Here is a 23,013-nt window from a genome sequence, read left to right as displayed (position 1 = left end):
CTGGGCCCCCCGGGGCACGGGGACGGTGGCCCCCTTGGCGGGGGGGGGGGGGGCGGGGGGGGGGGGGTGGGGGGGGTGGGGGGGGGGGGGGTGGGGGGGGGGGGGGGGGGGGGGGGGGGGGGCGCCCCCCCCCCCCCCCCCCACGACTCCCGACGAGCACGCTCCGGGACGGCGGTCCTAGAGGGGCCTGACGTTCTCCGCCTGCGGGCCCTTGGGGCCCTGAGTGACGTCGTACTCGACCTTGGCGCCCTCGTCGAGGGACTTGAAGCCCTGGGCGACGATGGCGGAGAAGTGGACGAACACGTCCGGGCCTCCGTCGTCCTGCTGGATGAAGCCAAAACCCTTGTCGGCGTTGAACCACTTCACTGTGCCAGTTGCCATCTCAATCCTTCGTTCCGTGCCGCGGGGCGGCGCCTCGCTTGAGTTTCCCCGTCCGGCGACCGGTGAACGCGCCGCCGGACGGGTGAGGTCGTTGCTCCGGAGCCGGCAGGCCGGCGTTGTCAGTGGTGGGAGGCAGGATGACGGTCATGAAGACGACTTCCGCCGCCCTTGCCGATACCGCCGCGTACGCCGAGGCGGTCGAGACCGCCACGACGGCCGCGGCCGCGTACTACGCGACGGGCGAGAGCCCGCTGGACGACGATGCGTACGACCGTCTGGTGCGCGCCGTCGCCGCCTACGAGGACGAGCACCCGGACGACGTGCTGGCCGACTCGCCGACCGGGAAGGTGGCCGGCGGGGCGGCCGTGGGCGATGTGCCGCACACGGTCCCGATGCTCAGCCTGGACAACGTGTTCTCCGCCGAGCAGTTCGCGGCGTGGGCGGCCTCCTTGGAGCGGCGGATCGGCCGGCCGCTCGAGCAGTGGAGCGTGGAGCCGAAGCTGGACGGACTGGCCGTGGCCGCCCGCTACCACGACGGGAAACTGGTTCAGCTGATCACCCGGGGCGACGGGACCGCCGGGGAGGACGTCTCCCACGCGATAGGCACCGTCGTCGGACTGCCCGGCCGGCTGGCCCGGCCGGTCACGCTCGAGGTCCGTGGCGAAGTCCTGATGACCACCGCCCAGTTCGAACAGGCAAACGCGACCCGCACCGGGCACGGCGCGGCCCCGTTCGCCAACCCGCGCAACGGCGCGGCCGGCACCCTTCGCGCCAAGGACCGTCCGTACACGGTGGAGATGACGTTCTTCTGCTACGACGCGCTGCCGCTGGCCGGCTCGGGCGAGCTGACGGGCATGCTCCAGGACGAGCCGCACAGCGAGGTCCTGCGGTACGTGGCCGGGCTCGGAGTGCACACCGCGGCGGACACGGCGGTTCCGCCGCGGACCGTGGCCGCGGCCGGCCAGGTGCAGGCGCGGGTGGAGGAGATCGCCGCGCTGCGCGCCGAGTTGCCGTTCGGGATCGACGGGATCGTCGTCAAGGCCGACCTCGCGGCCGACCGGCGCGCGGCCGGGTCCGGCTCCAGGGCACCCCGGTGGGCGATCGCGTACAAGCTGCCGGCGGTGGAGAAGGTCACCCGTCTCCTGGCGGTGGAGTGGAACGTGGGGCGCACCGGCATCATCGCCCCACGTGCCGTGCTGGAACCGGTGGAGATAGACGGATCGACCGTCACCTACGCCACCCTCCACAACCCGGCCGACATCACCCGCCGCGACCTGCGCATCGGGGACCAGGTGATGGTTTACAAGGCCGGCGACATCATTCCCCGCATCGAGGCGCCCGTCGCCCATCTCCGCACCGGCTCCGAGACACCGATCGCCTTCCCCGCAGTGTGCCCGCAGTGCGGATCCGGTATCGACACCTCCGAGCAGCGGTGGAGATGCAGCCGCGGCCGCAACTGCCGTGTGGTCGCCTCCCTCGCGTACGCGGTCGGGCGGGACCAGCTCGACATCGAAGGCCTCGGCGGCACCCGGGCCGTGCAACTGGTCGACGCCGGCCTCGTCACGGACTTCGCCGACCTGTTCTCGCTGACCCGGGAGCAGCTGCTGGCCCTGGACCGGATGGGGGAGACCAGTACCGACAATCTGCTGGCCGCGATCGAGCAGGCGAGGGCCCGGCCGCTGGCCCGCGTCCTGGCGGCGCTCGGTGTGCGCGGCACCGGCCGGTCCATGTCCCGCCGTATCGCGCGGCACTTCGCGACGATGGAGCATCTGCGCGCCGCCGACGCCGAAGCCGTCCAGCAGGTGGAGGGCATCGGAGCGGAGAAGGCCCCGGTGATCGTCGCGGAGCTCGCCGAACTCGCGCCGCTCATCGACAAGCTCGTGGCCGCCGGGGTGAACATGACCGAGCCCGGTGCGACGCCACCCGAGACCGGCGAGGAGGGCGTTCCGGCGGACGGGGAAGGCGACCGGCCGCTGGACGGCATGACCGTGGTGGTCACGGGCGCGATGACCGGTCCCCTGGAGAAGCTCAGCCGCAACGAGGTGAACGAACTCATAGAACGTGCCGGGGGCAGGGCCTCCTCCAGCGTCTCCAAGCGCACCTCGCTGCTGGTGGCCGGGGAGAGCGCCGGCTCCAAGCGGGCCAAGGCCGAGGACCTCGGTGTCCGCATCGCGACTCCGGACGAGTTCGCGGAGCTGGTAGCGGCAGCCCTGCCCGGAGAACCGGAGGCCTGAGCAGTCGTCGCCCAGCTGTCATGGCTGTCCCGCGCGCCCCATGCGGGGCCTCGGCGGCGGCAGTACCGGAGGTGACCGTGGGGTGCGGGGCGACCACGATCCGGTGGTCGCGGCCGCCTCCGCGCTCTCGTCGTGTACTGGGCGATCAGGGCACCGACGCCACGCATCAGCTCGTCGACGAACGCGTGCAGCCCGATCCAAACCGCTTCCGCGACCAGCTCACCGCGCGCGGGCAGATGGGTGGCGCCTTGCCGCGGGGCCGGATCCGACGGGGCGGAGCGGATATGACCGGGGCCCCGACCTCAGAGAGATCGGGGCCCCGCGGGCTCGCGCGAGCGCGTCAGCGCATGGGATCCATGCTTTCGCCCACGGCGCCGGGCCGGCCGCGGGCGGCCCGGGTGCCACCTGCTCCTGCGACACGGCGTTCGGCCATGGCGGACATGGCCAGGCCGAGCAGCAGTGCCACGCAGCCGACGATGACATTGCTGACCACACTGCGTGTCGTGGCGACATCACCGGCCACGACCCAGGGAGAAATGATGGTCCACGCGCCGATGGCGGCGGCGGCCCAGGCCATGGCGTGGGTGCGCTCGTACGCCGAGCCGAACCCGCCCATGCACAGGGCGTAGCAGATGCCGGTGATCAGGTTGCAGACGGCCAGAGTCGTCAGGCCGTTGAAACCGGCGATCCACGGCGAGGCCGCCAGGTACAGACCCGTGAGGAGCGCCAGTGTCTCTATGGCTTGCGCACGGGGTGTGGTCGTTACCCGTTCGAACCGAGAGCGCATCTCGGCGAGGTCGGGGTGTTGCTCGATGCTCGGGTGGGTGGTCATTGCGGGCCGCCTCCTGATAGAAGCCCTTATCTGCCCTTTAACTCCCATGTAACGCTTATGCGCCCATTCCGGTCAAATCCAGGAACGGGTGAACGGCCCACGGGAACGCGCGGGTGGGACTGGGCGCGCCGCGCGGGGGCTCGACAGAGCGGCTCACCTCTGGGCGGGCGCCGACACAATCCGGCCTTCGGCTTGATCCTTCTGCTGGCCGAGACGGGGCGGGCCGTGTAGCGTCACGTACAGCTGTCGTGGTTCCGAAGCACCGGTCGCTCGTGAGCGTGTGTGGCACGGGCGTTTTTGCTGTTCAGCGTCTCTGGACCAGGGCGATCACCTCCGGTTCCCGCATGGTGCGGGAACCGCTACGAGTCCCCTTTGGAGGAGACACATGGCCAGCGGAACTGTGAAGTGGTTCAACTCGGAAAAGGGCTTCGGCTTCATCGAGCAGGACGGCGGCGGCCCCGACGTCTTCGCCCACTACTCGAACATCGCCACCCAGGGCTTCCGTGAGCTCCAGGAGGGCCAGAAGGTCACCTTCGACGTGACCCAGGGCCAGAAGGGCCCCCAGGCGGAGAACATCGTCCCCGCCTGAGGACCCCGCAGCGCAGGGCCCGCACCCCGGATCGGGGTGCGGGCCCTGCGCCTTTCCCGGCACAGGCAGCGGGCTTCCCAACGGTCCGACAAACAGGGCTTGTTCCCCGGCTCGGCGACGCGGTTTACCCGATTGATCAAGGGGTACGCGGAGTCGGTCGCCGGCGCCGACGGAGCCGCCGGGGCGCCGGGGAGAGTTCATGAGCGACATCGCAGGAGCCCAGACCGGGACCATCACCACCAAGGTCCCCGCCCGACTCGACCGGCTCCCGTGGTCACGGTGGCACTGGATGATCGTAATCGGTCTTGGCACCGTGTGGATCCTGGACGGACTTGAGGTCACCGTCGTCGGCAGCATCGCCGGCAGGCTCTCGGAGGAGGGCAGCGGACTGGCCATCAGCCCCGCCCAGGTCACCGGCATCGCGGCCGCCCTCTACGTGGCCGGCGCCTGTTCAGGAGCGCTCTTCTTCGGATGGCTGACCGACCGTTTCGGGCGCAAGAAACTCTTCCTCATCACCCTCGCGGTGTATCTGGGGGCCACGGCCCTGACCGCGGTGTCGTTCTCGGCGTGGTGGTTCTTCCTCTTCCGCTTCCTCACCGGCTTCGGTATCGGCGGCGAGTACGCCGCCATCAACTCGGCCATCGACGAGCTGATCCCGAGCAAGTACCGAGGCCGCGTGGACCTCATCATCAACGGCAGCTTCTGGCTCGGCGCCATGGCCGGTGCGCTGCTGTCCGTCCTGGCGCTCAACACCGACATTTTTCCGAAGGATCTCGGCTGGCGGCTCACCTTCGCCCTCGGAGTCGTACTCGGCCTCGTCATCCTGCTCGTACGCCGCAACGTGCCGGAGAGTCCGCGCTGGCTGTTCATCCACGGCCGCAACGAGGAGGCAGAGGGCCTTGTCGCGGCCGCCGAACGGCAGGTCGAGGCAGAGAAGGGGGAACCGCTGCCGGAGCCGGAGAGCTCCATCACCATCAAGCAACGGCACAGCATCGGCTTCGTACTCATCGGCAAGACCCTGTTTCGCGCCTACCCCAAGCGTGCCGTGCTGGGACTCTCGCTCTTCATCGGGCAGGCGTTCCTGTACAACGCCATTACCTTCGGTTTCGGCACGATCCTGGTGACGTTCTTCGACGTTCCCACCGGCTCGACCGGCTACTACTTCACCGTCATCGCGTTCGGCAACTTCCTCGGACCGCTGCTGCTCGGCCGCCTGTTCGACACGGTGGGCCGCAAGCCGATGATCGCGGGTACCTACATCGTGTCCGGGGTACTGCTCTTCCTCACCGCGTGGTTCTTCAACAACGGCTGGCTGTCCGCCTCCACGATGACCGCGTGCTGGTGTGTGGTCCTCTTCTTCGCCTCCGCCGGTGCCAGTTCGGCGTACCTCACCGTCAGCGAGATCTTCCCCATGGAGACCCGCGCGATGGCCATCGCCTTTTTCTACGCCATCGGCACGGCGGCCGGCGGCATCTCCGGCCCCCTGCTGTTCGCCGGGCTGACGGAGAGCGGGGTCGTCGGCGACACCGTCCTCGCGTTCTGTGTCGGCGCCTCCCTGATGGTCGCCGCAGGCCTGGTGGCGCTGTTCTTCGCGGTGGCGGCGGAGCGCAAACCGCTGGAGGAGATCGCCACGCCGCTCTCGGCACAGGCCGCGGCGGATTCGACGATTCTGCCGCGGGCGGCCGCAAATTGACCTGCCCCTCCTGAGCGGCAGCGGTGACCTCATGCAGGACGTCGGGGAGTGCGCTGGGTGCGTGCGTCGACGACAGGTCGCGGCGCACGATGTATGGACTGAGGCTGAGGTGGTGGCCGATCTGGAATGGCCCGGGGCCACGTCCGGGGCCACGTGGGGATTCCCGCCGCCCGGACCGACGGTGGTCCGGGCGACGGAAGGTGCCCGCCCGCAACAGATCCTCTTCTTGTCGGCCGTTGTCAGCCGCTGTGAGCCGGTTGGAAAGCGGGCTTGGCCGGGGCCGTGAATTGGTAGGTCAGGTCGCCGCTCGCGGGGATGATCCGGCTGATTTCCAGCGTGCGGTGGTACTGGTCGCGTACGTGCCGCTGGATCCGGACGCGCGGCGATGCCGCTGCGCCGGCCCCCGGGGTGGCCAGCGTGAGGGTTTCGCGGTGCTCCAGAGTCATACCGGCGTCCGCCATCCACTGGTACAGGCGCCGGAGATCGCTCCGGGAGTGGTGGGGCAGATGGCGCCGGTAGCGGGACAGGAGCGGTATCTCGGTAACCGCGGTGGGGGACAGGTAGCTGACGGCGTGCAGGGTGACGTCACCGGTGGGAGAGACGGCCCGGTAGTGGTGGACCAGGGTGCGTGCAGTTGGTGTGCTGCCCAACTGGGCCGCGTAGGCGGCGGGTATGCGCTCCCAGCTCAGACAGGTGGTGAACCGGTTGTGCGGACCGGCCGTGAGGGCACCGAGTGGGAAGAGCACCTCGGCGGACGTCTGCATCAGTTCTGCCCGGGAGCCGGTGTGCCGCACCACGGTGCCTCGGCTTTCCTCGTCGCGCAGGTCACGCACCGGTGGGGCAGCAGGTACACGGCCACCGGCAAGACCATCTGGACCGAGCAGCTTCTCGACGGCCGTTGAGCGCCGCGGCCGCCCGGGTCAGAGGCCGGCCGTGACGGACTGGCCGTCCGTCCGGGACGCGTCCTGGCCCCTCACCGGCACGTGGTACACGGCGAAGGCCCGGTCGATCACCGGCTGGGCGACGTTGCGTACGCGCACCCCGCCGACGGTCATGCCGTGCTCGGTGCCAAGATGGGCGTGGCCGTGAACCGCCAGGTCCGCGCCGGCCGTGTCCATGGCCTCGGCGAGCAGATAGCTGCCGAGGAACGGGTAGATCTCCGGCGGCTCACCGGCCAGGGTGTCCGGCACCGGCGAGAAGTGCGTCAGGGCGATGCGTACGTCGCAGCCGCCCTGCGCCAGTTCCTCCAGGGCCCGCCGCAGACCGTCCGCGCAGCGGCGGGTGTAGCGGACGAACGCCTTCATCTCCGGCTCACCGAACTCGCCCGCGCTGCGCCCGGCGAAGCCGCCACCGAAGCCCTTGGTACCGGCGACACCGAGCATGGTGCCGCCGATGTCGAACCGGGCGCCGTCACCCTCCAGTACGGTCACTCCGGCATCGGCGAGCACGGCCCTCACCGCCTCCTCCTGGTCGCTGTGGTAGTCGTGGTTGCCCAGCACGCCGACCACCGGCACCGGCAGGCCCCGCACCTCCCCGGCCACCACACGCGCTTCCTCCACCGTGCCGTGGCGGGTGAGGTCGCCGGCGAGCAGCAGTACGTCGGCAGAGTTCCCCAGGGTGTCGAAGGCGGGCCGGAGCAGTCCCTTGCTGTCCTTGCCCAGATGAATGTCGCCTACAGCTGCCACACGGATCACGCCAGCTCCTCGGGGGCGTCGGGGGCGTTGGAGTGGGCCACCGTCAGATCGTCCAGAACGGGCAGCCCGGCCAGTTCTGCTGCCGCGATGCGGAGGATCTCGTCCCGGCAGGCCGGAGTGGAGACGGTGCCCGACAGCAGGACCGATCCACCGCGCATCTCGATGCGTACCCCGAGCTCCGCGATGTCCTCGCTCGCCAGCCTTTCTCGCAGGTGGGCGATGCGGTACTCGGTGTTCTCGCCCTGAGTCATGGTCGTTCCTCCTGCCGGTCGATCACGCCAAGACGTTCGAGCAGGTAGAGGAAGGCGTCGGGCATCGGCGAATCGCGGTGCTCCCGGCGCAGTTGGTTCCAGTCGATCCTCTCCCGCAGCGTCCGGGCGATGGGGAGCAGGGCTCCGAAGTCGCAGTGGTGCTCGGACAGGGCGTACAGCAGGCTGCCCAGCAGGTCGTCCGGTGCCAGCACCGGCATGTGGACCGAGTCGACCGGGAGCATCCGAGCCCGTCCGAGCAGCTGGGAGGTGACCGGCCGGTGAGCCAGCTCGAATATCAGGTCGATCTCCTCGCCGCCCCATCTGGCCTTCATCAGCCAGTCTTCGGGTGGATGCCGGATCTCCACACCGGCCTCCTCGAGCGTCCGGATGACGTGTTCCGCATCTTCCCGCCGGACGGCGAAATCGGTGTCGTGCTGGAGGTTCGCGGGCACGCCGTGCGCGTACGCGGCGACGCTGCCGGCGAGCGCGAAGGGACAGCCCGACGCCTTGAGCAGGCTCGCCACCCGTTTGGTCGTCTCCAGGATGGCCTGGGTGTGATCCGCGGGCAGCGGCCCCTCGGCGTGCGGGGTACCGCCTTCGGCGTAGTTCTTCACATGGTCTCCGTCGCTTTGCGTCCTGACCGTCGGCGGGGCGGGATCGGCAGCGATCCGCTTACCCTTTTCGCGCCAAATGATCCCCCATCGAGCCACGCTCGGCTCGAACGCGCTCCGCATGGTTCGTTGATCGGCTTGCGGGAACGCGAGGGTTGTCACCTGTTCATCGATATGCCCGCCAGGAGGGCCGCCGTGGCAGAGAAGGACCGTGCCCCGCAGGATCCCGTCACCAGGCACCCGGAGCCGGAATTCCCCCAGCAGGACCAGCCGCACCCCGGTTGGACCGGGCCGATGGATCCGCCGCCCGATCACGGTGAGGAGTCCTATCGCGGCAGCGGACTCCTGGAAGGCCGCAAGGCCGTCGTGACCGGCGGGGACTCCGGCATCGGCCGGGCGGTGTGCCTGGCCTTCGCCCGCGAGGGCGCGGATGTGCTGTTCACGCACCTGCCCCCGGAAGAGGAGGATGCCCGCGAAACGGCCCGGCTGGTCGAGGAAGCGGGCCGGAAGGCCGTCGCCGTCACCTGCGACGTCCGCGAGGAGGAACAGTGCCGCAGGCTGATCGAGCGCTCGGTAGCGGAGTTCGGTGAGATCCACATCCTGGTCAACAACGCCGCCTACCAGATGTCGCAGCCGGAGGGCATCAGCGCGATCACCACGGAGCAGTTCGACCGGGTCATGCGCACCAACCTCTACGGCATGTTCTGGCTGTCGAAGATGGCGTTGCCGCACATTCCCAAGGGCGGCTGCATCATCAACTCAACGTCCGTGCAGGCCTACAAGCCGAGCCCCCACCTTCTCGACTACGCGATGACGAAGGGTGCCATCGTCACCTTCACCCAGGGGCTGGCGCAGATGCTGGCGCGGGACGGCATTCGCGTCAACGCCGTCGCGCCCGGCCCGGTCTGGACGCCGCTGATCCCCGCGACGATGCCGGACACCACCGAGTTCGGGAAGCAGTCGCCCATCGGACGCCCGGCACAGCCGGTCGAGATGGCGCCCGCCTATGTCTTCCTCGCCTCGCCACAGGCGAGCTACATCACCGCGGAGATCGTCAACGCCACCGGCGGAACGCCACTGCCCTGATGCGCCTGTGGCAGTGGATGACCTGGGAGGCGGCAGAGATCGGGCGCTCGATGCGGCGGGCTTTGACGACCGCCGGCTCCGAGCGCGACCTGACCACCCAGTCCCTCAAGGCGGCCGGAGCCGCCGTGCTCGCGTGGGCGGTGACGGGTTGGTGGTGGGGCGCGCCGATGGCGCTGATGGCTCCGTGGGCCGCGGTCGTGCTGGTGCAGAGCACGGTCTACCGCTCCGTGCGGTCAGGGCTGCAGCAGATGGCGGTCATCGCCGTCGGAACCGCGCTGGCCACCGGAGCGGCGGTGCTGACGGGAAACACCTTGGCCGCGATGGCAGTAGCGCTGCCGCTGACGGCCTTGCTCGGCAATTACCGCCGCTTCGGCGAGCAGGGCATGTACGCCTCCACCACGGCACTCTTCGTGCTGGCCTACGGCACCTACTCCGGCTTCGACATCCTGCACCGGCTGCTCGAGTCCCTCATCGGCGGCCTGATCGGCATCACCGTGAACGCGCTGATCCTGCCGCCCGTGCACCTGCGCAGTGTCCGCGACTCGCTGGACCGACTGCCCGGGGAGAGCGCGGACCTTCTGCGCACGATGGCCGAGGAGATCGGATCGGGCTATGACCGGCGGCAGGCCGAGGCATGGCACCAACGGGCGCACCGCCTCGGTGCCGTGCTCGCGGACCTGCGCCACGCGCGGCAGCAGACCACGGAGAGTTACCGCTTCAACCCGGGCCGCCGACTGCGCAGATCCGGCCCGCCGCTGCCCTCGGCGGACTGGGACCACGGCTGGGAGCGAATCGTCGAGCACCTCGCGGCCCTCACCCGCATACTCGCCGACGCGGCCGGAGAGCGCCGCAGACTCGCCCCGCCGCCCGATTCCGTCCTCGCCGAGGTGCCGGAACTGCTGCTCGCCGCGGCCGACGTGTGCGTCGCATACCGGGACCCCGCCGGCGCGGGCGGAGACGGCGGCGGTGAGGAGCGTGCCAGGGCGGTGTCGCGGGCATGGGACGTGCACGCCCGGATCAAGGGCCGGCTCGCGGAACAGGACCCCGAGACGGCCACGTCGCTCGGCGGGCTGGTGGCCGAGGGACAGCAACTGCTGTACGAACTCGCGGTCGAATGACCGAGGCGCGGAAGGTTTCCTGGTCAGGCTTGGGGTACATGCGGCGCATGACCGCTGTCGAGCCGTACACGCGTGCAGGCCACCTGCCTGAGACCGAGCCGCAGGCCGGGCCCGGACCGGTGCCCACGGGGGTGGCCACCGGCGAGATTCTCGTACCGACCATCGGCGTGGAGGAGGAGTTCCTGCTCGTCGACAGCCGTAGCCGGGCACCCGTGGCCCGGGCGGCGCAGGTGATCGAGACTGCCGAGCGTGTGCTCGGAGATCAGGTCCAGGCCGAGTTCTACCGGGCGCAGGTGGAGGTGTGCACCCGTCCCACCGCCTCGTGCGGCGATCTGCGGGGTCAGCTGGCCGGGCTGCGGGCCATGGCGGGACGGGCGGCCCGGGAGGCGGACTGCCTGCTGGTGGCCTCCGGCACCGCCGTGGTGCCGCCGCAGCAGCCGCTCCCGGTCACGGACACTTCGCGCTACCGGCGGATGGCGGCTCTGTGCGGCGCCCTCGTGGACGGCAGTGCCGGAGTGACCTGCGGCTGCCACGTCCACATCGGTACCGCGGACCGCGCCGAGGCCCTGTTGCTGGCCAATCACCTTCGGCCCTGGCTGCCGACCCTTCAGGCGCTCATGACCAACTCACCCTTCTCCTGCGGGCGCGACACCGGTTATGCCAGTTGGCGTTCGGTGCAGTTCGGCCGCTGGCCGACGGCGGAGCCACCGCCGCTCCTGGACCTCGCCGGTTACGAGGAGAGCGCCGAAACGCTCGTGACCTCCGGAATCCTGCTGGACCGCCGGATGATCTACTGGTTCGCCCGCCCGTCGGAGCACGTACCGACGCTCGAAGTGCGCGTCGCGGACGTCGCGGCGGACCTGGACACCACACTGCTCTACGCCGCGCTGGTCCGCGGCCTGGCCGCGACGCTGCTGGCCGAGGCCCGGCGCCCCGGCGCACGTCCGCCGGACGTCCCGGTCACCCGACTGCACGCGGCTCACTGGCATGCGGCCCGTTACGGCACCGCGGGGCCGTTCCTCGACCCGCTCACCGGGCGGCACGTGCCCGTCCATGAACTGATGAACGCCCTGCTCGAGCGCGCGACACCGGGGCTCCGGGCGGCGGGCGACCTGGAACTCGTTCGCCGGCTCTTCGCCCGTCGGTGCCGCCTCGGCAGCGGCGCCGACCACCAGCGGGCCGTCTACCGACGCAGAGGCGGCCTCCGCGACGTGGTCGACAACCTGGCGGAAGTCACCGCCGCCGCGTGAGCGACCGGGCTGCGTCTGCGTCTACGCGCCGGGGGTGCCGGCGGTACGGCCCGGTGGTGGCGGAGGAGACGGAGATCAATCCCCACCCGTTTGCGGGGGTATGCCGCGCGGCGCAGGGTAGACGGGAAGCGTTCCAGACACGGACGACCTCAGAACGGAGCAATCATGCCTCGCGGTTCGAGCCCCAAGCGGGAACGTCAGTACGAGCACATCAAGGAGAGTGCGCAGCAGCGCGGAGAGAACAAGGAGCGCGCCGAGGAGATCGCCGCCCGCACGGTGAACAAGGAGCGCGCCCGAGCGGGCGAGTCCCGCACCGCCAGCAAGAGTTCCACCCAGGACCCCAAGTCCTCGTCCCAGCGCGGTGGTGAGCGTTCCCACAGCGGCTCCCGGGGGCCGACCTACGACCAGCTGTACGCCGAAGCCCAGCGCCGCAACATCCACGGCCGCTCCTCGATGAACAAGGCCGAGCTCGAGCGAGAGCTGGGACGCTGAGCCGCGCAGAAGGGCGGAAAGTGAAAGCGCTGGTCGTCAACTGCACCCTCAAGCCCTCGCCGGAGCCGTCCAACACCGATGCCCTGGCCACAGTCGTGGCCGACCGGCTGGTGGAACTGGGCGCGGACCTCGAGTACGTCCGCGCCGTCGACCTGAACATCAAACCGGGCGTCACTTCGGACGCCGGCGACGGTGACGAGTGGCCGGGTGTACGCGAGAAGCTGCTCGACGCACAGATCCTGATCATGGCCTCGCCCACCTGGCTGGGCAGGCCCTCCTCGGTGGCGCAGCGGGTGCTGGAGCGGATGGACGCCATGCTGTCGGAAACGGACGACGACAACCGCCCGGTCGCGTACAACCGCGTCGCGGGAGTCGTGGTCACCGGCAACGAGGACGGCGCCCACCACGTCATCAGTGAGATGTCCGGGGCACTGGCCGACATCGGCCCTCCGGAGCGGTGACGGCCTGCGGCCCGCGCCCTCAGTGCAGAGCGTCCGCGGCCACTCGCAGATCGGCGACGAGACCCCCGTACGCGGCTTCGCGATCGTCGGAGCGCAGGACGGCCGAGGGGTGCAGAGTGGCCAGGATGTGCCGCTTCGCCTCCTCGGTGCCACGGTCGCAGCTCTCCCCTACAGGCATCGGGATCAGTGCGCCCCGGTCCTTGGCGACGCGGAACGACCCTCCGAGCAACGCCCTGCCGGCCGTCGCGCCGAGCGCCACCACCACGTCGGGGTCGACCATTCCCATCTCGGCGTCGAGCCACGGCTTGCAGGCAGCCACCTCCCGCAGGCTCGGAGCTTTGTGGATCCGGCGTTTACCCCGTTCGGCGACGGTGAACTTGAAGTGCTTGACCGCGTTGGTGACATACACCGGCTCCTGGTCAAGCCCCGCGTCCTTCAAGGCGTTCCTCAGCAGCCGTCCGGCGGGCCCCACGAACGGCTCGCCCTGCCGGTCCTCCTGATCGCCGGGCTGCTCGCCGACCAGTACGAGCCGCGCCATCGGGTCGCCCGCCCCGAAGACGGTCTGGGTGGCCTCCTTGAACAGCGGGCAGCCCTTGCAGCCCGCTGCGGCGCGTCGGTGTGCCTCGAGGCCGCCACGGCGGGGAACGTACGGGGTGGCGTCATACGCCTCTCCAGCAGCATGTGCATCCGTACCGCTCATCGACGTCGCCTCCCGGGTCGTCCGTCCCCGTCTCCCGGGGGCTACCCGCGGGCGGCGGGTTCATCCCGCGAAAGGAATGGTGTGCCCGCACCGAAAGAACCACTGCGCGCCTTCGTGCAGCGGCGCCGCGAACCCGCCGTCGTCCAGACCCTGCGTTCCACCGCCGCCGCCGTCGTCTCGTACGTCATCGCCCTCCAGTTGAGCAGCGAGCCTGCTCCGCTGACCGCGCCGCTGACCGCCCTGCTCGTCGTACAGGTCACCCTGTACTCGACCCTGACCACGGGTATCCGCAGGGTGAACTCCGTGGTGGCGGGCGTTCTGATCGCCATCGGCTTCAGCGCGCTGGTGGGCCTGACCTGGTGGAGCCTCGGGCTGGTGATCTTGGCGTCGCTGGTCATCGGCCGGTTCGTCCGGGTCGGTGAGTTCGTGCCCGAAGTCGCGATCAGCGCCATGCTGGTGCTCGGCGTGGCGCAGGTGACGTCGACGGCCTGGGACCGGGTGCTCGAGACGCTCATCGGCGCCGTGGTGGGACTGGCGTTCAACGTGCTTCTCGTGCCCCCCGTATGGGTGAACTCCGCCAGCGAGGCGATCATCGATCTGGCCGGCCGGATGCGCAGGCTGCTCGGGCACATCGGGGAGGAACTCGCCGAGCACACACCGGTGGAACAGGCCGCGGCCCGGCTCCACGAGGCGCGGCGCCTGGACCACGACATCGTGCAGGTCGACGCGGCGCTCCAGCAGGCGGAGGACAGTCTGCGGCTCAATCCCCGGGTCAAGGAGGGTCTGCTCTCCCGTCTCGTCCTGCGTACCGGCCTGGATGCTCTGGAGATCTGCGCGGTGGTGCTGCGCGTGACGTGCCGGACCCTCACCGACCTTGCCAAGACGCGCACCGACGAGCCGATCTTCCCGCCGGAGATCACCTCCGCCCTGCAGGAGCTCTTCGCCCATCTGGCCGGAGCCATCCAGAACTTCGCGGTACTGATCACCACCGAGGTCAGCGCCAACGCCGAGGACGCGGAGGAGCGCCTCTCCGAGGAACTGGCCGCCGGCCGCGAGAGCCGCGACCGAGTGGGGCCTCTCCTGTTCGACATGGCCCGTCAGGAGCCGGCCCACTGGCAGCTCTACGGAGCGCTGCTGGCCGAGGCCGACCGCATCCTTGACGAGCTGGATGTCGAGAAGCGCTCCGAGCGGCTGGTGGAGGAACTCGACCGGCACTCGCGCGAGCAGCAGGCCCGGTATCCGCAGGTGGAACGGTTCAAGGAACGCGTGCGCAACAGCGTGATCCGCGGGGACGACCTGGACGCCCTGGATGACCTGGATGACCTGGACGACTGAGGGTCAGCCCTCGACGCCGGTGGAGCTGTGCGCCGCACCCACGGGCTTGGACTCTGGTGAACCGCGCTGCAGTTGCACTTCGTCGTACGCGACTACGACCGAACGCCAGGGTCAGTCCGTTGTCCCGTACGAAGCGGGGAACGCGGCTCACCAGCGCATCACCCCGATCGTGATGGCGTATGCGAGGCCGCAGCCCACGACGGGAAGGCACAGCGTGAACACGAGCCGCACGGACCGCACCGTCTATCCACCCTTCAGTTCGCACTGGTAGGGCCGCAGGGGCCGGGGGGCGCAGCCCGCTGCGGTGACCTTCCACCCTTGCCTCCATGAGGCACGCGCGACGCCGTGTCGCCGGAGGGCTGCTATCGGAGGCGGGTCGTCGTACCGGCCGTTCTCTGATGGGCCAGCAGGGTGTAGCCGGCGAGAGCCGCGCCGGCAGCTGCGAGCAGCACGGCCACCACACTCGCCCACGCGAACGCCGCGCCGAGACTGCTCTCCGGCAAGCTGATGACGCCGAGACCGGACAGACCGTGGACGACGATGATCCCGACGGTCGTGGAGGCCGTCGCCGCCCACACCGGCGCTGTGTCCTGCAGGGCAAGCCACACGCCGAGCACGAGGCAGCAGACAGTTATGGCGAGGGACACCGCGTCGGCGTAGCCGCCCGAGCGCAGGTCGCCGAGGTCCGTCGGCAGGTGGATCACGCCGCAGCCGAACAGTGCCGCCGCTGCCGGCAGGCGCAATACGGACTGCAGGGCCGGGGCGGGCTGACGACCCGCGGTGCTGTCGGCGAGGACCGGCGTGGCTCCGCGCCGCTCCCCGAGGACGGCCGGGGCGCTGGTCCGGCTGATGGGCCCGACGGGGCTGATGGCTCCGACAGGGCCGACGGGTCTGCCGGGGCCGGGCCCGACGGGGCTGACGGGCCCACCGGGCATGCTGGGCCCGGCCGGGGTGATGGGGCCGCCAGGGCTGCCGGGGCCGCCGGGGCTGATGGGCCCGCCCGGCATGCTGGGTCCGGCCGGGGTGATGGGGCCGCCAGGGCTGCTGCGGTCGCCGGATGCGTCCGGCTGCCCGGCAGTCACGCAGTCCGGGGCAGGTCCGTACTCCTCCTCGGCCCCGAGGACGCTCACCAGCTGAGCGACTTCCTCGATCGGCCGGCCGACGGCCGCGGCGCGCAACGCGGTGCCGGCGTCATCGCCTTCGTCCGGCTGGGCGTTGAGCAGGGCGACCAGCTTCATGACCTCGTCCACGGGACGGGTGACGGCGGCTGCGCGCAGCGCTTCGTCGCCGGCGTTGCGTATCTCGCCGGTCCGCCGCAGGAGGGTGACCAGCGCGGCGACTTCCTCGACCGGGCGGCGGGTGGCCGCCGTCCAGAGGAGCGTCTGCATCGACTCACCATCCATCGCTTCGGCACCCTCTGCGCCGGTCGGAGGGAAGCGCTGTTCGTTGCTGGGCTCGGCTGCTTGGGAAGGCATGGGCGCTGCTCCATCCGCCGGACTTCACGGGCCTGGACACACCTGATTGCTGTGCGTTATGGATAGTGTGTGATTTGTTGCATTCAATGACTCTTCGGGCCGTTGTGCCATCCGGCTGCGCCCGAAGGGGCACCCGGGGCGGGCTTGGCCGTGGGGGACAGGTAGGCCCGCAGGTTGGGCCGGCCGGGGAGATCCGGCAGGGGGTGAAGCCGCCAGCCGCGGGCGAAGTCCGGCGGTCCCGCGGCCCCCGACACCAGCATGGCCACGGGCCGGCTGCGGGCCGCGGCCGTCATCCCCGGCTGGGTGATGCTGCCGTCGTGGCCGCCGGTCTGGCGCGAGGCGCACCCGACACGGAACGCGACCAGAATTGCCTGCTCCCCGCTCACGATGCAGGGCGGACGCACGCCCTGGCGTTTCAGCTCGGCGGCCACCGCTTCGAAGGCCACCCCCGCGACGCGGCTGCGGGTGGTCACCCTTTCGAGGACCAGGTACTGGATGGTCAGATGAGCTGCCACCGCCAGGGTGAGCATCCCGACCACGAGCGGGCGTGGCTTCACGGCGCCGGCCAGCCAGGTCAGGCACACGGCGACCGGCAGCGCCATCAGCGCGTAGGCGGGCATCAGGAAGCGTGGCGCGGCGTAGCCGATCAGCAGCAGATACGGCACTGCCAGGGACACACCCACCAGCATCGGCACCAGTAGCACGGCCGGCCGGCGGGCACGGACGGCGACCATCACCCCGCCCGCGGTGAGCAGCGGCAGCAGGAACCACCACGCCCCGGTGAGCGGCCGCCAGGGCCCTTCGCAGGGGCGGCACAGCGTACGTCCCCCGAGCCCGCGCAGCTGGTCGTCGAAGGCCAGGTTCCAGCCGAGATTCCCCTGGATCTCGCTGGCCCGCCGCAGCCGGGCGAAGAGGCCGTCGTACCGGAGGTACGCCTCGACGACCCACTCCGCACCGCCGAGCACCGCGCCGGCGGCGAGCGTGAGGAGCAGCGCCGGTCGCCTCCATGCCCTGACCCACAGCGCGGCGACGGCGAGCGGCGCAGCCAGCCAGAACGCATCACTGGGCCGCATCAGCGCGGCGAGTGCCACCCCGGCGCCGAGGCCGACGAGGGCCGCGCGGTCCGACGGGTCCCGCGCGGCCCTGAGGAAGCAGCCGACCGCGATCATCGCCCCGTAGGCGACCCACAGGTTGGGCATCGCCGCGGGACCGTAGAACACGGTGAACCAGAGGCCGGCGAACAGGGCACCGGCGAGAGCGATGACCCGGCTGGGGAGCAGGCCCCTCCACGCCCGGAGCGACAGCAGGAGACCGAGGCCCGACATGAGGGCCAGGTAGACGCGGAGTGCGTCGAGGGACGAGGTCAGGGACGTCACGGGGGCGACGAGGTAGGTGATACCGCGGGCACGGGGCGCGCTGAAAAAGGCTGCGGGTGCGTCCCGGCTGACCTGGCTGACGTACACGGTCTCGTCCCAGCCGAGGACCGAGCCGGGCAGGACGAGCACCAGTTGGAGCAGCGTGTACGCGGCGGCGACGAAGCCGGGCCACGCGAGATCGCGCATGGTCGCCCGGCTCAGGCCCTGGCGGGGTTCGCCCTCGCGAGGGCCCGACGCCACGGCTGAGGTCTGAGTCATGGCCGGACCTCGCGAACGGTAGGGGACGGCGGGTGGCACTGCGTGCGCACCACGCTGCCTCTGCCCGGCCGGTCCGGCCATTCGGCTCCCGCTACTTGGGGGAACGGCTCCCCGCGCGGGCTGCCCGGCGCAGCGGACCCGTACGGTGGCGGGGCCGAACCGCTCAGCGGTGCACGGGGACCCGAGCGGCGGGGCGCTGCTCGGCGATGGACCGGTCCGCCCACACGAGGTGGTGGCCGGTGTCGGCGGGGTGCGCTCCCCAGTCGTCGGAGAGCGCGTCGACCAGAACCAGGCCCCTGCCGTGCTCGCGGAAAACCGTTCCCGCCCGTTGCCACGAGGCCGTCACCTCGGCGGTGTCGAAGCCGTTGCCGGTGTCGGACACTTCGAGGCGTACGAGCCCGGCCGTCCGCGGGGCGGTCATCTCGTGCAGGCTGAGCGTGATGGTGACGGGAACGGTCCCGTGGCGCACGGCGTTGGTGACCAGTTCGCCGGCGACCAGCAGAGGTCGTCCACGATGTGGAGCAGCCGCCACGAGGCCAACTGCTCGGACACGATCCGACGGGCGACGCCGGGAGCGTCGTCGCCGCCGGGCAGGGAGCACGACGCGTAGGACTGCGGACCCGGCCTGTGGTGAACGGCGAGCGTTGTGCTCATCACCTTCACCTCCTACGAGTGATTCGTCGCCGCGCGCCCGCCGGATTGGGCGACCGGGTCACCCCTCGCGGTGCGCGCGCGTTCCCTGTGCCGGTGAGCGCCGACTGCTGGTGGGAGCCGGTCCCGCGACAGCCGGCCCCGCTGGAGCTCGCTGCTTGAAGTCGCCGGCAGCGGGCAAACGAGTGACACCTCGGTCCCCGTGCTCCCGGTGAGAGCGCGTGGCGGCCGCGGGCGCGACGATGCACCCCATCACGCGATCGAGCCGGAGCCGCGGAAAGGCAGTTTTTGTGCGCAGCGTAGGAGTGGAGGAGGAACTCCTCCTGGTGGATGCCGAAACGGGCGACCCCCGGGCTCTGTCGACGGCCGTACTGGCCGCCGCGTCCCAGGGGGGTGAGGGCGAGGGGCAGACCTTCCAGAAGGAGTTGCACCGGCAGCAGCTGGAGTTCGCCACGCACCCGCGCACGGGAATGGGCGAGCTGGCGGCCGAAATCAGCCGCTGCCGTGCCGAGGCCGCCCGGCACGCGGGGGAGGTGGGCGCGGCGGTCGCCGCTCTGGCGACGTCACCGCTCCCGGTCGACCCGGCGATCAGTTCCGGCGAGCGATACCGGTGGCTGGAAGAGCAGTTCGGGATGACAGCACAGGAGCAGATCACGTGCGGCTGCCACGTTCATGTGTCGGTGGATTCCGACGAGGAGGGCGTGGCGGTCCTGGACCGGATCCGGCCCTGGCTGTCCGTACTCCTCGCGATGAGCGCGAACTCGCCGTACTGGCAGGGAGACGACAGCCGATACAGCAGTTACCGCAGCCGCGTATGGGGGCGCTGGCCGTCGTCCGGCCCGGTGGAGATTTTCGGTTCCGCCGATCGCTACCACGAGCAGGTCCGGTCCATGGTCGGGACCGGGGCGCTGCGGGACGAAGGAATGATCTACTTCGACGCGCGGCTCTCGCACAAGTACCCCACGGTCGAGATCCGGGTCGCGGATGTGTGCCTGGACGACTCGACGACGGTTCTCCTGGCCACGCTGGTGCGCGGACTCGTGGAGACGGCTGCTCGGGAGTGGCGGGCGGGCGAGCCGCCCGCTCGCCACGGTGTCGGCCTCCTGCGCCTCGCCGCGTGGCGGGCCGGCCGGTCGGGACTGGACGAACAGCTGATCCATCCCGGCACCATGAGCCCCGCGCCCGCCGAAGCGGTCGTGCGGGCCCTGTTCGACCACGTGCGGGACGCGCTGGACGACTGCGGAGACCTGATTCCCGCCCAGGAGGGTCTGGCCCGACTCCTCAAGGACGGCAACGGCGCACAGGTCCAGCGTGATCTGCTGCGCCGGACCGGCAGTCTGCGAGAGGTGGTCGCCGAGTGCGCACGCCGGACCTGCGGCTAGGGCGGTGGTCGCGGGTTGGGCGCCCCGGCCTGTCCACAGGCCGGGCGCCCGTGTGCCGGGAAGGCGGGTCAGGAAGTGCCGGCGCCCGCCGTCGCCGGCGTACCGGCCAGGATCGTCGGTTCGACTTCTTCGTAGCGGCGGAGCTGGTCGGCTGCGTCCTGGTCGTAGAGGATCGTGGCGAGCCAGCCGGCCAGGAAGCCGAGCGGGACTGAGACGATACCGCTCGTCGTGAACGGGAACCAGTTGAAGTCCTGGTCGGGGAAGACGGACTGCGGTGATCCGGACACCAGGTTGCTGCCGGTCATCAGGATGAGCGAGGCGACGGTGCCCACGATCAGGGTGGCGAGCAGGCCCGTGCGGGTGTAGCGGCGCCAGAAGAGGCTGTAGACCAGCGCAGGAGCGATCGCGGACGCGCCGACGCAGAAGGACAGGGTCAGCAACGCCTGAAGGTTCAAGTGCCGGGCACCGGCAGCGAACGCGATCGCGACGAGCCCGACTCCCGCCGCGGCCGCCCGGGCGATGGCCGTCTCCGTGGAGTGCTTCGGGGCGAACTTGCGCAGCCCGTGCGCGATGAGGTCGTGCGCCAGCGTGTTGGCGCAGGCGAGGGTAATTCCGGCGACCGAGGCGAGCAGGGTGAGGAAGATCGCCGTGGCCACCGCCGTGAACAGCAGTGTCTCGACGGTGTTCGGATCCGTGCCCATCACGGCCTGGCTGACCATCAGGAACGCTGTCTGACCCTGCGGGTCGCCTGCGACGAGACCCTCGTGCCCGACGATCGCGGCCGCGCCGAAGCCGATCACGGCGAGCAGCAGGCAGGTGGCCACGACGGTCGAAACGGCCCAGGACATCGAGCGCCGCACGGCTGTCGCACTGCGCGAGCTGAACATACGCATCGTGATGTGCGGCAGCACCGCCGCGCCCAGCACGATCGTCAACTGTGTGCCGATCATGTCGAAGTCGTCGCCTCCGAACTGCAGCCCGGAAGCGAGATACGCGTCTCCGGCCCCGCTCCCTTTCTTGGCGGCGTCCAGCAGCGAGGGCAGGCTGAAGTCGAACCGATTGAGGACGAGCACCGCAATAGCGGTTGCCGCGCCGAGCAGAACGACGGTCTTGACGATCTGGATGAATGCGGTGCCCTTCATCCCGCCGATCGCCGCATACGCGATCATCAGCAGACCGAGGAACACGATTGCCCCGGTCTTGAAACCGTCGGCATGGAAGCCGAGGACGACCGCGAGCAGATCACCCGCACCCGCGAGCTGGAAGATCACCAGCGGCAGCAATGCGGTCAAAGTCACCATGGCCGCGGTGATCCGCACGACCGGGCCGGAGGCGCGGCGGGTGAGGACGTCGCCGATCGTGAACCGGCCGGCGTTGCGCAGAGGTTCGGCCAGCAGGAACATCATCAGGACCAGCGAGAGCACGGTGCTCAGGGTGAGCGTGATGCCGTCGAAGCCGAGCAGCGCGATGATGCCGATGGTGCCGAGCACGGTGCCCGCCGAGATGTAGTCACCGGCGATGGCGAGGCCGCTCTGTACGGGCGACAACGAGCGGTAGCCGGTGTAGAACTCACCCAGGTCGTCGTGATCGGGCCCGGTCATCACGCACAGCAGCAGTGTGACTGTGATGACCGCGATGAACGCGACCAGCGACATGGTCTGGGCGTGGGAGCTGAACTCGGTCATGAACGGACACCCCCCGTGGTGCCGTCGGACCATTGCCACTGCCCGTGGTCTGGATACCCGGGAACATCCGCCCGGGAGCCGCCGCGGGCCCGAGGGGCGCGGGTCTCCTGTGCCGCTTGCCGGGCGTGCTGCTCCCGGATGGTCGCGGAGAGCGGGTCGATACGGTCGCGTGCGATGCGCTCGTACAGGGCGATCGCCGCGAGCGCGACAGGCAGCTGGCAGAGCCCGAGCATCAGGCCGGTGTTGAGGCCGCGGGTGATCTCGCCGGTCATCAGCCCGGGCGCGAAGGCGGAGAGGAACAGGAAGAGGGTGAAGTACCCGAGCGCGGTCAGCGTCGCGACGCGGCGCAGCTTGCGGTAGCCGGAGCGGAGGGCGTCGAGGTCGCCGTGAGGACTGTGCGGCTCGCGGTGGTCTTCATGCTGCGGCGGGGGCGCGTCCCAGGAGTGTGCGGCCGGGTCCCACGCGTGCGGCGAGGGGGGTGGCTCCGGGAAGGGGTGGTGGTACGACATCGACTTGCTCCTTGCCGCCGCGGGGAGGCGGGCGGGTGGTGCTGGTTGGTGCGCGTACGTTACTCATCAGTAGGGCGCTGGCGTAAGAGGTATTCCACAGAATGGATGGCGGGTTCGGTGGAGATTCGGCGCGGCTGCGGGGTGGGGAGCGGGGTGGGCCTGACATCGCCGCCATCAGGCACGACGTCCTTACGGACCGGCATGCGGCGCGGGGTGATGCGGGACGCCGGTAGCAGCAGGGGGGTTGGGGCAGCCGTCCCACTTTCATGTGGTCGATGGGCCGCGCGTCGGCGGCGCCACGCAGCCGGTCGGCGGCCCGTTCCGTCAGTGCTCGATTTCGACCGGGCGGCCGAGCCTTGTCCGGAGGGCATACGCCACACGAACTGCTATCAGTTACCGCGTATGCGATCAAACGCCCCACCCGGTGCTCTGACCATGGAAACGGAGCGCTCGGGGGTCACTCCGTGTTCGTGGTCGAGTGCAGGATGGGGTTGGTCGCCGGGCCCGGCACGCCGACTCGCCGACCGAGCCCGGCGCAGGCCGTGGTCGCGGTCCTGTCCTCGGGGCGCGGTGGACCGAAACAGACAGTGGTCCATACCAAGCTCTTGACACACCTTTAGTTCACTTCTTAAATCACGTAGTGAACTAAGTCCCCCACTCTCAATTGGCGCGTCGTCCCTACGCCTCAACATGTCATATGCATGACATGTCTTGGCGGCAGTGGGACTTCACCCGCGACTTCGCTCAGTGCACCGGCTGACACACCTCACCCATCTCTCACCTGCCAACCCCCCACCCAGGCCGTATCACCGGCACAGGAGAAACCGTGCTCCGATCCTTGCGAACGCCCAGAGCGGGTCGACACAGCTCGTCGACGTTCCGCCGCAGGCGGCCCCTGATCGCGGCCTTCGTGGTCGTGGCCTCGGCCGGCTCGACGCTGGCCGCCGTCC

At 70.4% G+C, this 23,013-nt stretch carries 21 protein-coding genes and 1 pseudogene; 10 read left to right on the top strand and 12 right to left on the bottom strand.

The features are described from left to right. Positions 1-177: 177 nt before the first annotated feature. Positions 178-381, bottom strand: a complete 204-nt coding sequence (locus AB0M62_RS32460) for a cold-shock protein (protein ID WP_366077932.1) — start codon at positions 379-381, stop codon at positions 178-180. A gap of 146 nt (positions 382-527) precedes the next feature. Here AB0M62_RS32460 and ligA point away from each other — a divergent pair, with 146 nt between their 5' ends. Then, the gene (ligA, locus tag AB0M62_RS32455) at positions 528-2,615 is read left to right on the top strand and encodes an NAD-dependent DNA ligase LigA (protein WP_366077931.1); all 2,088 of its coding nucleotides are present in this window, start codon (positions 528-530) and stop codon (positions 2,613-2,615) included. Between the two features lie 340 nt (positions 2,616-2,955). Here ligA and AB0M62_RS32450 read toward each other — a convergent pair whose 3' ends face one another. Further along, the gene (locus AB0M62_RS32450) at positions 2,956-3,447 is read right to left on the bottom strand and encodes an SPW repeat protein (RefSeq protein WP_366077930.1); all 492 of its coding nucleotides are present in this window, start codon (positions 3,445-3,447) and stop codon (positions 2,956-2,958) included. A gap of 385 nt (positions 3,448-3,832) precedes the next feature. On the opposite strand from AB0M62_RS32450, the gene AB0M62_RS32445 reads away from it, so the two are divergent. Beyond that, positions 3,833-4,036, top strand: a complete 204-nt coding sequence (locus tag AB0M62_RS32445) for a cold-shock protein (protein WP_107014974.1) — start codon at positions 3,833-3,835, stop codon at positions 4,034-4,036. Positions 4,037-4,235: 199 nt separating this feature from the next. Then, positions 4,236-5,729, top strand: coding sequence for an MFS transporter (locus tag AB0M62_RS32440; protein WP_366077929.1), 1,494 nt, complete (start codon positions 4,236-4,238; stop codon positions 5,727-5,729). Between the two features lie 239 nt (positions 5,730-5,968). Here the strand turns inward: AB0M62_RS32440 and AB0M62_RS32435 are convergent, their stop codons facing one another. The 4 genes from AB0M62_RS32435 to AB0M62_RS32420 form a co-directional block, all read right to left on the bottom strand. Then, positions 5,969-6,526: a hypothetical protein gene (locus AB0M62_RS32435; RefSeq protein ID WP_366077928.1), complete on the bottom strand. Its 558-nt coding sequence runs from the start codon at positions 6,524-6,526 to the stop codon at positions 5,969-5,971. 123 nt (positions 6,527-6,649) lie between these two features. Continuing rightward, positions 6,650-7,423, bottom strand: a complete 774-nt coding sequence (locus AB0M62_RS32430) for a metallophosphoesterase (protein WP_366077927.1) — start codon at positions 7,421-7,423, stop codon at positions 6,650-6,652. Beyond that, on the bottom strand, positions 7,420-7,674 hold the full coding sequence (locus tag AB0M62_RS32425) for a BON domain-containing protein (protein ID WP_366077926.1): 255 nt from the start codon (positions 7,672-7,674) through the stop codon (positions 7,420-7,422). Before AB0M62_RS32425 ends, AB0M62_RS32430 begins: the two co-directional genes overlap by 4 nt. Then, entirely contained in the window at positions 7,671-8,288 is a 618-nt protein-coding gene (locus tag AB0M62_RS32420; RefSeq protein ID WP_366077925.1) for a nucleotidyltransferase family protein, read from the bottom strand. The genes AB0M62_RS32425 and AB0M62_RS32420 overlap by 4 nt, the downstream gene beginning before the upstream one ends. Before the next feature lie 192 nt (positions 8,289-8,480). Between AB0M62_RS32420 and AB0M62_RS32415 the strand changes: the two genes are divergently transcribed. The 5 genes and pseudogenes from AB0M62_RS32415 to AB0M62_RS32395 form a co-directional block, all read left to right on the top strand. Further along, complete coding sequence (locus AB0M62_RS32415) at positions 8,481-9,371, top strand: SDR family oxidoreductase (protein WP_366077924.1); 891 nt, start codon at positions 8,481-8,483, stop codon at positions 9,369-9,371. After that, on the top strand, positions 9,371-10,489 hold the full coding sequence (locus AB0M62_RS32410; protein WP_366077923.1) for an aromatic acid exporter family protein: 1,119 nt from the start codon (positions 9,371-9,373) through the stop codon (positions 10,487-10,489). Before AB0M62_RS32415 ends, AB0M62_RS32410 begins: the two co-directional genes overlap by 1 nt. Positions 10,490-10,536: 47 nt before the next feature. Next, positions 10,537-11,739: a glutamate--cysteine ligase gene (locus tag AB0M62_RS32405; RefSeq protein ID WP_366077922.1), complete on the top strand. Its 1,203-nt coding sequence runs from the start codon at positions 10,537-10,539 to the stop codon at positions 11,737-11,739. A 165-nt stretch (positions 11,740-11,904) separates the two neighbouring features. Next, positions 11,905-12,231: a plasmid stabilization protein gene (locus AB0M62_RS32400; RefSeq protein WP_366077921.1), complete on the top strand. Its 327-nt coding sequence runs from the start codon at positions 11,905-11,907 to the stop codon at positions 12,229-12,231. 20 nt (positions 12,232-12,251) lie between these two features. Continuing rightward, positions 12,252-12,677, top strand: a pseudogene (locus AB0M62_RS32395) (NAD(P)H-dependent oxidoreductase); the annotation flags it as partial. A gap of 34 nt (positions 12,678-12,711) precedes the next feature. Here AB0M62_RS32395 and AB0M62_RS32390 read toward each other — a convergent pair. Beyond that, positions 12,712-13,392 carry a UdgX family uracil-DNA binding protein gene (locus AB0M62_RS32390; protein WP_366077920.1) on the bottom strand — a complete coding sequence of 227 codons (681 nt, stop codon included), beginning with the start codon at positions 13,390-13,392 and terminating at the stop codon, positions 12,712-12,714. A gap of 81 nt (positions 13,393-13,473) precedes the next feature. On the opposite strand from AB0M62_RS32390, the gene AB0M62_RS32385 reads away from it, so the two are divergent. Beyond that, complete coding sequence (locus AB0M62_RS32385; RefSeq protein ID WP_366077919.1) at positions 13,474-14,727, top strand: FUSC family protein; 1,254 nt, start codon at positions 13,474-13,476, stop codon at positions 14,725-14,727. 362 nt (positions 14,728-15,089) lie between these two features. Here the strand turns inward: AB0M62_RS32385 and AB0M62_RS32380 are convergent, their stop codons facing one another. The 3 genes from AB0M62_RS32380 to AB0M62_RS32370 all read right to left on the bottom strand — a co-directional run bounded on the left by AB0M62_RS32380 (position 15,090) and on the right by AB0M62_RS32370 (position 18,368). Continuing rightward, the gene (locus tag AB0M62_RS32380; protein WP_366077918.1) at positions 15,090-16,202 is read right to left on the bottom strand and encodes a hypothetical protein; all 1,113 of its coding nucleotides are present in this window, start codon (positions 16,200-16,202) and stop codon (positions 15,090-15,092) included. Between the two features lie 83 nt (positions 16,203-16,285). After that, positions 16,286-17,836, bottom strand: coding sequence for a hypothetical protein (locus AB0M62_RS32375; protein WP_366077917.1), 1,551 nt, complete (start codon positions 17,834-17,836; stop codon positions 16,286-16,288). Between the two features lie 163 nt (positions 17,837-17,999). Further along, positions 18,000-18,368 carry an ATP-binding protein gene (locus AB0M62_RS32370; RefSeq protein WP_366077916.1) on the bottom strand — a complete coding sequence of 123 codons (369 nt, stop codon included), beginning with the start codon at positions 18,366-18,368 and terminating at the stop codon, positions 18,000-18,002. A 409-nt stretch (positions 18,369-18,777) separates the two neighbouring features. On the opposite strand from AB0M62_RS32370, the gene AB0M62_RS32365 reads away from it, so the two are divergent. Beyond that, a complete protein-coding gene (locus tag AB0M62_RS32365) occupies positions 18,778-19,869 on the top strand; it encodes a glutamate--cysteine ligase (RefSeq protein WP_366077915.1) in 1,092 nt (363 codons plus the stop codon). Between the two features lie 68 nt (positions 19,870-19,937). Here AB0M62_RS32365 and AB0M62_RS32360 read toward each other — a convergent pair whose 3' ends face one another. Continuing rightward, on the bottom strand, positions 19,938-21,554 hold the full coding sequence (locus AB0M62_RS32360) for a cation acetate symporter (protein ID WP_366077914.1): 1,617 nt from the start codon (positions 21,552-21,554) through the stop codon (positions 19,938-19,940). Next, positions 21,551-22,063, bottom strand: a complete 513-nt coding sequence (locus tag AB0M62_RS32355) for a DUF485 domain-containing protein (protein WP_366077913.1) — start codon at positions 22,061-22,063, stop codon at positions 21,551-21,553. Before AB0M62_RS32355 ends, AB0M62_RS32360 begins: the two co-directional genes overlap by 4 nt. Positions 22,064-23,013: the final 950 nt, after the last annotated feature.

This window comes from Streptomyces sp. NPDC051219, from assembly GCF_040682335.1.
Taxonomy (GTDB): Bacteria; Actinomycetota; Actinomycetes; order Streptomycetales; family Streptomycetaceae; genus Streptomyces.
This window is presented reverse-complemented; position numbering and strand designations above follow the sequence as displayed.